Genomic DNA, 11,994 nt, shown 5'->3' with positions numbered 1-11,994 from the left:
TTCCGTTAGCCACCTATTAGCTTATAACTACATGAATCGTACTACCCTGTTTTTTATACTTCCTGCTATTCTCCTCCTGATCGACTGGTACGTATTCCAGGCGGTTAAAACACTTAGCCGAACAGCAACGGAAGGTACTCAGCGTGTCATTACCCTTATTTTTTGGGGATTTACGGCCCTCTCGCTGGTACTCTACGTAGCCATGCAATTGATTCCACCTGATTCCATCAGCCGAAATACCCGAACCTTTCTATGGGCGGCTATTGCTATCCCCTATTTTTCGAAGATTTTCGCTATGCTCATCATCTTCATTGATGACATTGGCCGTTTTTTTCGGTGGATAGTTTCGCTTTTCTATAAGCCCGAAATTCGTGAAGCCGTTGTTGATTCAGCTCAAAAGACCATTCCTGATACTATAAATGGAATTCCGAAAGATGCCATCTCCCGGTCCGATTTCCTGATGAAGACCGCGCTGGTTGTGGGTGCTGTTCCACTAGTAGGTTTCACTTGGGGAATTCTGTCGGGTGCCCATGATTACCGTATCCGGAGGGTTAAACTTCCATTAAAAAATCTGCCTTCCGGTTTTCATGGGATGAGGATTGCTCAGATTTCCGACATTCATTCGGGTAGTTTTTTTAACAAAACGGCCGTTCGGGGCGGAGTAGATTTGTTGCTGAAACAGAAGCCGGATATTGTGTTTTTCACCGGTGATTTGGTGAACAGCCATGCCGAGGAAGTGAACAGTTATATCGACGTATTCGACAAAGTAAAAGCCCCATTAGGTGTTTATTCAACACTGGGCAATCACGACTATGGTAAATACGTACGGTGGCCGAGTGCGCAGGCCGAACGTCAAAACGTAATGAACGTAGTGGCGGCTCATAAACAGATGGGCTGGAACATAATGATGGATGAGCATAAAATTCTGGAACAAAATGGTGATAAAATCGCGCTGATTGGTGTCCAGAATCTTGGCTTTGGCCCGGCCGCCTTACGCGCTGGTAATCTGGCAAAAGCTTACCAGGGCACGAGCGATTACCCTGTTAAACTCCTCCTCTCCCACGACCCCACGCATTGGGATGCCGAAGTGCGCCCAAAATACTCGGACATCGACGTTACCTTCAGCGGTCATACGCATGGTGCTCAGTTCGGTGTCGAGATTGGTGATGTACACTGGAGTCCGGCACAGTACTTTTATCGCCAGTGGGCTGGATTATATCAGGAGGGCGATCAGCGGCTGTATGTCAACCGGGGTTATGGCTATATTGGGTACCCTGGCCGGGTGGGCATCCTTCCCGAGATTACCATTTTCGAATTGGTAAAAGCGTAGTTAGTTTATCAGGCGTTAGTCTGCAACTGGTTTTTCCGCCAGGATCGGTATAATCAGATTAACAACAATTGGGTAAATTGTAGGCGAAACGTTTACAGTTTACCCAATTGTTGTTTAACCAACCGCCTGATCAACGCGTTACACTAACTTATTAACCATCAAACGCACATGAAAATCATTTTTATTACCGGGCTTTCCTTCTTTATGTCCTTGTTTTCCTACCTCACCCCGGTGCAGGAAAAGGAGCAAAAAACGATTCCAGTTTGCCATAATACAGATGCGGCAACACCGAACGAGATGGCCTTAATGGCAGCCGATCCAGCTTTCCAAAACCTTCATGAAAATCCGCTGCCTTTTACCTACACAGGTGCCGGAGAAATGATTAAATTTTCAACTCCCGATGGTCAGTCGGCAAACGGGTTTTTCCTGAAGTCGAAGAAGCCATCGAATAAATGGCTGCTAGTTTATCAGGAATGGTGGGGATTGAATGACAACATCAAACAGCAAGCTGAAGCGTTCTACAATGATCTGAAAGATGTAAACGTGCTGGCAGTTGATATGTACGACGGCAAAGTCGCCACCGAACGAGCTGAAGCGGGCAAGCTGATGAGTTCGGCCAGTAAAGAACGGCTAACAAGCATTCAAAAAGGAGCAATTGCCTACGCTGGTTCCAAAGCTGAATTTGGCAGTGTTGGCTGGTGTTTTGGTGGTATGCTTTCGCTGCAGTCGGCCCTGATGGAAGGACAGCAGGCGAAAGGGTGTGTGATGTACTATGGTCGCCCGGAGCAGGACGTTGAAAAACTGAAAACGCTGAATACGGATGTACTAGGGATTTTTGGAAGCCGTGACAAAGGAATTACGCCCGAATCGGTAAAGCAGTTTGAAGAAAATATGCAGAAAGCAGGTAAGAAAGTGACAGTAAAAATGTACGATGCTGATCACGGCTTTGCCAATCCGAGTAACCCAATTTACAATAAAGAAGCGGCCGATGACGCCTATAAGCTGGCTTTGGCTTACCTTAAGGAGAAGTTAAAAGCGTAGAAGCTTTTCACGATTTCGAAACAGTTCATAGAAGGGCCTGACTATCTGATGGTCAGGCTTTTTAATTAAACTTTAACGAGTTTTGTAATGTTACAATTAAACGCAGCGGGTGTTCATCAGTCTAACTGACAAACCGGGTGAAAATCACACTACTGCGATGAAACTACTAAAATGGAGTGCTTTGCTAGCTAGCCTTGTTTTAGGGGCTGCTACAGTTTCGTTTGCTCAATATGGTTATGGTCAGGGCTATCCCAATGGCAATGGCTGTAATCAAAATTACCCGAATGGCTATGGTTATAATCAACCTTATCCAAACGGAGGTTATAATAATGGAGGGTATAATAACGGATATGGTCCAAATTATGGGTATAACAATGGATACAATAATGGTTATAATCCCTACGGAAGACCTTACCCAGCACAACCTCCAGTGGTTGTTGTACCACCACGAGTGGTAATAGTTCCTCCCCCTCCTCCGGTCGTCGTAGCTCCTCCGGTGGTTGTTCGCCCATATCCAAATTATAATTACGGCTATGGATACAGAAATCAGGGATGGCGAGGTGGTTATGGTGGCCGCGGCCGTCGCTGGTAAATTGAGTGCATAGTGCTAAGGGACTAAAAATTAGCTCCTTAGCGGGAGTGAGTGATGGTTCAACGAATGCTATTTAAAGATATGAAAACCTTAAAAGTAATGCCTTTGCTTGTAGCCAGTTTGCTAGTAATGCTACTGGCTAGTTGTGGCCCAGCTTATGTAAGTACTGGGGTGGGTTATGGCGGTTATTATGGTCGTCCGTATTATGGCTATGGCAACCCTTACGGATATTACCGCCCTCCAGTAGTGGTCCGTCCACAGGTCGTTCGACCTCGTTATTACAGCCCAGCCCCCCGTTATTACGGCGGTGGTAGCCCGAATGCCCGTCGTGGATATGGTGGGGGTTATGGCGGTGGCCGATCACGTGGGCCGCGCTGATAAACAATAGATTTTAAACACAGAGCCACAGAGAGCACAGAGGATTTCGTTTTACCTCTGTGCTCTCTGTGGCTCTGTGTTTAAAACCATTAAGCAGGTTTATACGGATTGCCTATATATTGTGCGTAATCACCGGATTCAATAAGCGGCTTTTCAGTCGTGGGAAGATTATACAGATAAATCCAGCAATCGATTAGCGTATCATTAACCTGAACAGGAATAATAGCCCGAACAAATTCGGTTGGCTGTTCAAAATCGTCGCCAACTCCTTCATAGTAATCCAGATACGTTAGAATAGACTCTTTCTGATGACCGATATTGAATACCGTTCCATGCACATGCCTCTGGCTAGCTTCGTCGTAAACGGCACCGGGGTAGCTACCCATATCAAAAGCTCGCCCTGTAAATTTACCCTCTCCAACATAGCGACCACGCTGTCGTAGATACTGCGCAAAATGGTTATCGAACGGGGAGCGGAGTGTGCCGTAAACGATCAAAAAGTCTGGAGTACTAGTCATTCAATAAAAAAAGCTGACGGGACGACGAAAGTAGTTAATTTTGACGTTATTAGATAAAACAGGGTTGATCAATGAAAAAGTCGCGCATACTTTTACTGATGGCTGTTACGCTAACACTCATAGATGTACCTGTTCAAACCCAGGCATCTGCCAGTACAAATTCAACCGAAGTGTCCATTTTTGGTCGTAAACGAAAAGGCTACAAAGCCAAACGCGGAGGCCTGTTCAACACCGGACTTTTTCGGAAGAAAAACCCTTGTGGTTGCCCGAAGCATTAAGCATTTGTTAAGAAATTGTATTTATATCAGAGACAGGCCCTTACAAGGGCCTTTTTTCGTTTTAAAAGTTGTAAAAATCTGTGTTTCAGCGTAAAATTTCGTACCTTTGTGAAAAAATGACTAGGATTTTTGTGATTTAACTGACCGACTTTGATTTTTTCTACCAGCCTTCAGAGAAGGGCTAATCAAAGTCGGTCAGTTAAATCACAAAAATCCCGGTTCAGACATTGTATGCAATCAATTCGCAATATAGCAATCATCGCCCACGTTGACCACGGCAAAACGACACTGGTCGACAAAATTATTCATGCGTCCAAGCTCTTTCGGGAGAATCAGGAATTCGGCGACCTGATCCTGGACAACAACGATCTGGAGCGCGAGCGGGGAATTACCATTGTCTCGAAAAACGTATCGGTACGGTACAAAGACGTAAAAATCAATATCATCGACACCCCTGGCCACAGCGACTTTGGCGGTGAAGTAGAGCGCGTGCTGAAAATGGCTGACGGGGTATGCCTCCTGGTCGATGCATTCGAAGGGGCTATGCCACAAACACGCTTTGTATTAAGCAAGGCGCTTCAGTTAGGGCTGAAACCAATCGTAATCGTCAACAAGGTCGATAAAGAGAACTGCCGCCCGGATGAAGTGCATGAGCAGGTATTCGACCTAATGTTCAACCTGGGTGCAACCGAAGACCAGCTGGATTTTCCGACCGTTTATGGTTCATCAAAACAAGGCTGGATGGGTCCCGATTGGAAAACCCCAACCGATAACATCACCTATCTGCTCGATACAATTGTTGAGAATATTCCTGCTGCTCCGATAAATGAAGGTTTACCGCAAATGCAGGTTACTTCGCTCGATTATTCGGCCTTCGTAGGTCGGATCGCTATTGGTCGGGTACACCGTGGTACGCTGAAAGAAGGCGTTAGCATGGGTCTTGCCAAATCGGATGGTACAGTAAAACGGGTTCGGATTAAAGAACTGCATACATTTGAAGGGCTTGGCAAACAAAAAGTTAGCGAAGTTCAGTGCGGTGATATATGCGCAATAACGGGTCTGGAAGATTTCGAGATTGGTGACACGCTGACGGATTATGATAATCCAGAACAACTCAGCCGGATTTCGGTAGATGAGCCGACCATGAATATGCTGTTCACGATCAACAACTCGCCATTCTTCGGAAAAGAGGGTAAGTTCGTAACCTCGCGTCACCTGCGTGAGCGGCTTTACAAAGAAATTGAGAAAAATCTGGCTCTGCGCGTTGAAAACACCGATAGTGAAGATCGGTTCCTGGTTTATGGCCGAGGTATTCTTCACTTGTCGGTCCTGATTGAAACGATGCGTCGGGAAGGTTACGAATTGCAGGTTGGTCAGCCACAAGTATTGTACAAAGAGGATGAAGATGGCCGTAAATTAGAGCCTATCGAGACCCTGGTTGTGGATGTGCCAGAAGAAACCGCCGGTAAGGTTATCGAATTAGCGACGCAGCGTAAAGGCGAGTTGCTGATTATGGAACCCAAAGGCGACCTGCAACACCTTGAATTCGATATTCCATCACGTGGTCTGATTGGCCTCCGGTCGAACGTTCTGACAGCTACCTATGGTGAAGCTGTTATGAGCCACCGTTTCAAAGAATACCAGGAGTATAAAGGGCCAATTCCAGAGCGGATCAACGGTTCTTTAATTTCGATGACGAGTGGTTCAGCTACCGCCTATTCGATTGATAAACTTCAGGATCGGGGATCGTTCTTTATCGAGCCAGGTGATGAGATTTACACAGGTCAGGTAATTGGCGAGCACAACCGGCAGAACGACATTGTTGTTAACGTGACAACAGCGAAGCAATTGACCAACATGCGGGCTTCTGGTTCGGACAACAACGTGAAAATTGCTCCGAAAATCTCGTTCTCCCTCGAAGAGAACATGGAATATATTCAGAAAGATGAATACCTTGAAGTAACGCCAAAGTCGATGCGGATTCGTAAAATCTATCTGGATGAGAACGAACGCAAACGCAATCAGAACAAATTTGCAATGGCCTGATTTGTTGATAAATATTGATTAACAAAAACCCCAGATGGAGATCCATCTGGGGTTTTTGTTCTGTTGAAAAAAGACATTTACTAATGAGTACCTGTAAAAGCTCCATCGAGCCGAAAGGCAAATGTGGAGGTGGGTTTGAATGGAATTACCATCGGCTTTACTGCCGGAGCCGGGCTGACCATCATAGCTCTTGTTGACACATATTCAGTTTGTCGGCGGACCTGGTAATGCCCAGCAACAAATAGTACACCTCCGATAACAGCGACACTAATCTTTTTCATAACGGTTGTAGCTCCCTTGTACATTTTTAATAGGTATGGATGCAGTTCCAACGTGGGTTTCGTTAAAATCTGCGTCAATTTACGGGTATATACGCGAATAATCGCTCTGTTACTTATTATCCGGTTAGCATTCGATTTAGGTTAAGACTGCCCCAAACCGCTTTAGGTTACTGATTTAGATAAATAATTTTAAAAAATTTATTCATCCGGTGTTCAGATTAAGAGTTTACAGTTTCTAATCGAGTTAACTGTAGATGGTCTGCGTATCTAACTTCAGATTGGAAGAATTGTTGGATAAAACCAATGTCTTAACCTGAAAAAATTAAAAACTGAAGCCCATTCGAAAGTATAACCGATTATAAGATCGATATTCAATCTGCGATAAAGTCTGAACGCCATCGACCGAAGCAATTTGTTTTGCTTCCTGATGTTTGTAACCTGCACTAATCAGAAAGCCTGTCCCATTGCCCTTGTTGATACGTACGCCAACGCCTGGACTCAACACCCAACCGCCTTTTAATTCTCGACCGTGGGGATTAGGACCGGCAATGGCGTACCCACTTTCCAGTGTATAAAATGGCGTCAGTCTCTTCGTGCGGCCAAACAAATCGCCCTGCACAGCCGCTGCGATGGGTAGAAAAGCTGAGTTGTTGAAATAGTCTACACCAAACGATAAGCCGGTTATTAATTGAGGGCGTACTACATAGCCTGTAAAGGCGTGGATTGTCAGGCCAATCCGGTTTCCTGCATCCCGAACAGGGTAATACGAATAATTGTAGTTGTAATAAGGGGTATAAATAATGTCGTATCCATAATATGGATAACCGGCAGGCACATCGGGTTTTACCTGTCCCATCTGCACACCCATATCTATAGTCGTGCGCCAGTGGCTGGTTTTCAGATCAGTGTTTTGCCCAATGGCTACCTGAGCCATCAGACATAAAGCCAGGATCGTAATGGTTTTCATGGTAGGATAAGGATTAATAAGCAGGTTGGGCTGCAATTTTGCTCAATAAGCGCAGGTCCGCCGGATTGGAATAGTCGTACTGGTAAAGTCCATCTTTGCCGATGGTTAAGAGCGTCTTCGAAATGGGTATGACATCAAACGCATTTACATTGGCGAAAGTCTGCTGTGGTTTTAGATCCAGCGGATTCGAAGCATCAAACACGCGAAGTCCTTTGCTTCCCTGACAGACAAATAAGGTTGGGTAGTCGATGCCTAAACCATAGGGTGTTTCGAGCGGATAGGATTTGGCAACACGGGGAGCGGATAAATTACTGATGTCGATCACATCCAATACATCCTGCGTACCGGCAACCCCACAGGTACTGGTACCCCGAAGGGTGACATACGCGTAATTGTCATGGACGACCACAGGATCGCAGGAGCGCACGTGTGAAAAAGCGGATAATTGTTTGGGCTCGGCAGGACTGGTAACATCGTAAATGTACATGCCTGTCGTTGTGCCAATAAACAAGCTGTTTCGGTAGGGGAAAATGGTTTCAACGTTCCAGTTCAGGTTCGCTGATTTTCCTTTTACCGGACTGGCTGGATTTGTAATGTCGAATAGTTGTAAGGTACTGTTACTAACCACATAAAGCTGATTGTTGGAAATGGCAAATCGGGCCATAGAACCGCCAACGCCAGTTGTTGGTGTGGTGGTGGTAGGTGCCTTGGCGCTGTTGTAAGCCACGTCGGCAAACGCAAAGCTTTCATAGTACCGGCCAAACCAGGCGATTGGTATTAAGTAGGGAAGTATGTTAAACGAGCCTTCGCAGTCGGTTTTTACCGTCGTGGTAGCTATTTCTTCCTTCTGATCGTAGATCTTCATGCTTGTCTTATCGTACGACCAGTATGTACGGCCAACTAAACCATTTGTGAAACCGGTTTCGACCCGATTTACTTCCTTAATGGCCGTTGGGTTGCTGATGTCCAGAGCCACCAGATCGATATAACTATCGGCATACAGAATGTTATCCCGTACCGCAATGTCTACATTCCCAGGAATACTCAGAAAAGAGATCGCTTTCGGATTGGCAGGGTTGCTATTGTCAAAAACGTGAATGCCTTTCTTGATTTCAACAATAAATAGATACTGGTCTTTGACGTACAGTTTTCCAGGCTCGACCAGGGGCTGTGGAGAACCTGACGAAACGGCTTGCCGTACATCCGAAATCGGTAGCTGAACCGAAGTATATTTTCGGTAGGTTGTTGTCCGCTCACAGTTGTCGGTACAACTGGTCAGATATACTAAAGGCAGAAGCAGGAAGAGTAAAGGGTTTTTCATAGAATCATGGCTTATGGATAGTATTATGATTCTGAAGTATGAAAGACCGTTGGAATGTAATGAAAATAAAATTGCCAGGCTGTCCTGATTACGGCCTGGCAATGTTGATCTTACACAAAAAGGGCAAATTATTGCTGTTTGTATTCGTACGTAGCTCCGTCTGCAATGACCGCTCCCCGTGGAATACGCTCCGATAGATAAAGTTTCATGTTGGACAGCCGAAAGGATTGCTCGGTAGAGTCTTTACTGTAGTAGACTATACCTTCTGTACTGCCTCCTTTCGGAAAAGAGAGCGTGTACGTACTGTTTTGAATCGGTAGGCCATTTCGAACCTGTCGATAGGTACCATTTAGTCCATCAAATGTCAACATTTCGGAATAACCAGCTTCTGAAGCAGTAACCGTCTTTTGAGTCATTGGGTATGTGATTGTATTCAGTGTCCAGTCGCCTGCCAGTGGTGCAGGAGGATTTACACAGCCACAAACGCGCTTCTCACAACTCAATACGACTAAAATCAGGAATATGATGCAGGGAATAAGCCGTCGATTTGCCATAATCAGTTTTGTTTTTCATACACCAGTACTCTTGGCTGATCGCCACCGTGATAAAGCCGAAGCTGATGATCAGTAAGTAATTCATAACGAGCTACCGCCTTCAGATTTTTTAGATAGCTCTGTTCAAACTGCATAGCTGCGGGTGTTCCAGCCATATCTGTGCTGCTTACCTGATCGGCCATCATCATGCCATCGATGGCAGCAAATAAATTCAGGCTATAGGCGTTAACGGCTGATCGACCACTTGCCTTAAATGATGTAATATCTTGTGGAGGATGAGCCGTGTCCAACGTAAAAACTAAGGTCACACCATAGGTTGAATCGGGTTCTATTAGTTTCCAGGTGCCAATCAGCCCTGCTATTTTAGGAGCCAGTTTCGATTCCGAGCTTTTGCATTGAACCGTAACGGCTATTAGTAGCAGGCAGCAAATGGGCAGAGAAATAACGTTGAGTAGTTTATTCATTCAGTTTAGTTTTTCGAAGATCATCACTTCTGTTGGTGATCTTCGAAAAAAAAGCCTAAGCGTATTGGTGTTGGTTAATTCGTATTTGTTAGCCGCTTTTAGATTCGTGTAATAGCTTTGCTCAAACAGCATAGCGTCGGGCGATCCTGCCATTTTAGTTGTTGAAATGGCATCAACATCGATTGAGCCCGTTGCCGAGTTAACAAGTAAGGCGGTTGTCATATAAGTATTAACGGCTGCTCCACCCGTAAATTTCAACGAGTAGATACCCGATATTGTCCCGCCCGATGGTTTATCAATGTCGATAGAAAGCGTTGTCTTGAAGGAAGACGATGGACTAATTAACCGCCAGTTACCCAGCAACTGCTGCGTATCCGTTGTCGTTAAGGGCCCATTCTGAGCCTGTTCACAGGCAAAGCAGAGCATCATCACAAGAGCAGCTACTATCCCGACTTTCATGACTTCGTTTTGGTTGGATCAGCAATTTTACCAACGAATAGGATTGTACCCGATGTTTTTTCATGAATCACAAACAGGAACGGACGGTCGCACAGTACCGGCATGGGCGCTGAGGTTACCGAAATGCCTCCTGTTGTGACGGCAGCCGCTTCAGTGCCTTTCTCATCAACAGCCACAAACGTGTTCTGTTTTACAAAGCTAAGTGTTAAACCGCCCTTCGCATTAATTTTCGTGAAATCGGCGGCATCGGTAAAGGCCGTGGGCATGCCCAATGCTGACAGAGCCTTATTTAGCTTTATTTCATACTCCATTGTAAACTTCGGCAGCCCGATGTCGATGGTGCCCGACGTCATCGCTTTCTGGAGTTGAGTCCATTCACTGTCGTTCAGGCTATTGACAAGGGCATCGGCCGAGCTGGATTCCGCTGGGAGTAGCACGGTCATGGCAAATTTGTCGGAGCCATACGGTAGTTCAAAAGCGGTATAGGTTGGCCTGGACGCTCGATTCAATTCTGTTTTGAGCCGCATCATCCGAACGTTGGTGGTACTGCCTGACGCCAGTTTGAACGGCATATCGACGGTTTTGCCAGCATCGAACTGCGTTTTCCAATCGCCTTTAAAATACAGCGCATTCATCAGAAACATCATATTGTCAGGCTGAATCTGGTCAAGCACTTTCGGAATTTTACCATTCGTTTTCTGGCTGGCCCATCCATTAATTTTGTTTAACGTAGCGGGGTCGTTGAAATCCTGCGCCGACACTTCCGCCTGAAACGACTGTTTCAACAAATCCTGAAACGAGGTCTCAACCGAGAACGTGTTGCGATACCACACCGAGTTGGCCAGGTTCAGCGCCACTTTAGAATCAACACCCGGCAGGTTTTCCATCAGGTTCTGGTAGGTCTTGTTGGCATCGGCCAGCGTTTGAGCATCCAGTTTAAGCGTTTTCTGTATCTCCTGGGCGGTTTGGCCATTAGCGCCGTTCATAATCATGCCCAGAGCAATGTGCAGGCTTAGGGGAGAGATAAATACGTTTTTGGCCTGTCCTTCTTCGGCAACGACCTGTTTGGTCACGTCGAACGCAAACTGTGCGGTCTGGCTGGCAAAAGGAGCCGATACACGCAATTCACTTGCCGTACTCGTATCAGGAGTTAGGTTCGAATTCGTACAGCTAATAGTCGTTAGCAAAACACTGGCTGTTACACTCGCTAACGTGGTGAAAAGAGTCGTTTTCATGTAGTAGTTGTGTTTAGTATGTTCAGGCAGGAGCATAACCGTGCGGTAATCGGTCATTTACATTCTTTAAGGGTAGCCCGATGGCTCCGTAATTTATCGACCAATGCTTCGGAGCCCGGAATCGTCTGGCCATACTGGAACGTCACCCGGTGTTTTTGCTCACCAAGTTGTAGTTCCACATACTCGGCTCCGCCATCGGCGCAATCCGGGCAGCCCAACACAGCAGGTTGTTTCTCGAATGCGTCCAGATCAACAGTGGTCAGCAGGTCATTCCAAGCCGCCTGACTGAGCGTTGACTGACAGGTTTTCGTCGCAATGGTCGACTGAGATCGGTTGGGACTTTGGGTGAGTGTTATACTCGTGCCACTAAGTACATAGTCGAACACACAATACCCGACACACATGCCCGCCGAAGTACCTGTACGGATCACCAAACCATCGGCATCCGTCAATTTCTTTGGAGAAAGACTGCTCGAACAGCGCCCAAACAAGAGGATGAAAGCAGCTAATAACAGACTCGATTTCATCGT

Annotated in this window: 15 protein-coding genes; 6 read left to right on the top strand and 9 right to left on the bottom strand. The window is 46.0% G+C overall.

Going from position 1 to position 11,994, the window contains the following annotated elements; all coding sequences use genetic code 11:
* Positions 1–31: 31 nt before the first annotated feature.
* The 4 genes from ACYVFD_RS14055 (at position 32) to ACYVFD_RS14040 (ending at position 3,341) form a co-directional block, all read left to right on the top strand.
* Positions 32–1,330, top strand: coding sequence for a metallophosphoesterase (locus ACYVFD_RS14055; RefSeq protein ID WP_461090789.1), 1,299 nt, complete (start codon positions 32–34; stop codon positions 1,328–1,330).
* Positions 1,331–1,498: 168 nt separating this feature from the next.
* A complete protein-coding gene (locus tag ACYVFD_RS14050; RefSeq protein ID WP_461090788.1) occupies positions 1,499–2,371 on the top strand; it encodes a dienelactone hydrolase family protein in 873 nt (290 codons plus the stop codon).
* Positions 2,372–2,528: 157 nt separating this feature from the next.
* On the top strand, positions 2,529–2,963 hold the full coding sequence (locus ACYVFD_RS14045; protein ID WP_461090787.1) for a hypothetical protein: 435 nt from the start codon (positions 2,529–2,531) through the stop codon (positions 2,961–2,963).
* Between the two features lie 81 nt (positions 2,964–3,044).
* Entirely contained in the window at positions 3,045–3,341 is a 297-nt protein-coding gene (locus ACYVFD_RS14040; RefSeq protein WP_461090786.1) for a hypothetical protein, read from the top strand.
* A gap of 89 nt (positions 3,342–3,430) precedes the next feature.
* Here ACYVFD_RS14040 and ACYVFD_RS14035 read toward each other — a convergent pair whose 3' ends face one another.
* Positions 3,431–3,859 carry a gamma-glutamylcyclotransferase family protein gene (locus tag ACYVFD_RS14035; protein ID WP_461090784.1) on the bottom strand — a complete coding sequence of 143 codons (429 nt, stop codon included), beginning with the start codon at positions 3,857–3,859 and terminating at the stop codon, positions 3,431–3,433.
* 71 nt (positions 3,860–3,930) lie between these two features.
* On the opposite strand from ACYVFD_RS14035, the gene ACYVFD_RS14030 reads away from it, so the two are divergent.
* Both ACYVFD_RS14030 and typA read left to right on the top strand, forming a co-directional pair.
* On the top strand, positions 3,931–4,137 hold the full coding sequence (locus ACYVFD_RS14030; protein ID WP_461090782.1) for a hypothetical protein: 207 nt from the start codon (positions 3,931–3,933) through the stop codon (positions 4,135–4,137).
* A 231-nt stretch (positions 4,138–4,368) separates the two neighbouring features.
* Positions 4,369–6,183, top strand: coding sequence for a translational GTPase TypA (gene typA, locus ACYVFD_RS14025; protein ID WP_461090780.1), 1,815 nt, complete (start codon positions 4,369–4,371; stop codon positions 6,181–6,183).
* A gap of 80 nt (positions 6,184–6,263) precedes the next feature.
* Here the strand turns inward: typA and ACYVFD_RS14020 are convergent, their stop codons facing one another.
* From ACYVFD_RS14020 to ACYVFD_RS13985, 8 genes are all read right to left on the bottom strand, one after another.
* Entirely contained in the window at positions 6,264–6,464 is a 201-nt protein-coding gene (locus tag ACYVFD_RS14020; protein WP_461090778.1) for a hypothetical protein, read from the bottom strand.
* 322 nt (positions 6,465–6,786) lie between these two features.
* Positions 6,787–7,431, bottom strand: coding sequence for a hypothetical protein (locus ACYVFD_RS14015; protein WP_461090776.1), 645 nt, complete (start codon positions 7,429–7,431; stop codon positions 6,787–6,789).
* Between the two features lie 13 nt (positions 7,432–7,444).
* Positions 7,445–8,752 (bottom strand): LVIVD repeat-containing protein, encoded by a 1,308-nt coding sequence (locus ACYVFD_RS14010; RefSeq protein ID WP_461090774.1) that lies wholly within the window; start codon positions 8,750–8,752, stop codon positions 7,445–7,447.
* Positions 8,753–8,880: 128 nt separating this feature from the next.
* On the bottom strand, positions 8,881–9,306 hold the full coding sequence (locus ACYVFD_RS14005; protein ID WP_461090772.1) for a hypothetical protein: 426 nt from the start codon (positions 9,304–9,306) through the stop codon (positions 8,881–8,883).
* Positions 9,307–9,308: 2 nt separating this feature from the next.
* On the bottom strand, positions 9,309–9,770 hold the full coding sequence (locus tag ACYVFD_RS14000) for an META domain-containing protein (protein WP_461090770.1): 462 nt from the start codon (positions 9,768–9,770) through the stop codon (positions 9,309–9,311).
* A complete protein-coding gene (locus ACYVFD_RS13995; protein WP_461090769.1) occupies positions 9,771–10,229 on the bottom strand; it encodes an META domain-containing protein in 459 nt (152 codons plus the stop codon).
* Complete coding sequence (locus tag ACYVFD_RS13990) at positions 10,226–11,464, bottom strand: serpin family protein (RefSeq protein ID WP_461090768.1); 1,239 nt, start codon at positions 11,462–11,464, stop codon at positions 10,226–10,228. Before ACYVFD_RS13990 ends, ACYVFD_RS13995 begins: the two co-directional genes overlap by 4 nt.
* 53 nt (positions 11,465–11,517) lie before the next feature.
* Positions 11,518–11,991, bottom strand: coding sequence for a hypothetical protein (locus ACYVFD_RS13985; protein WP_461090767.1), 474 nt, complete (start codon positions 11,989–11,991; stop codon positions 11,518–11,520).
* Positions 11,992–11,994: the final 3 nt, after the last annotated feature.

It is taken from the genome of Spirosoma gilvum, assembly GCF_054776815.1.
The sequence above is the reverse complement of the archived record's forward strand: the minus strand, read 5'-3'. Positions and strand labels throughout refer to the sequence as shown.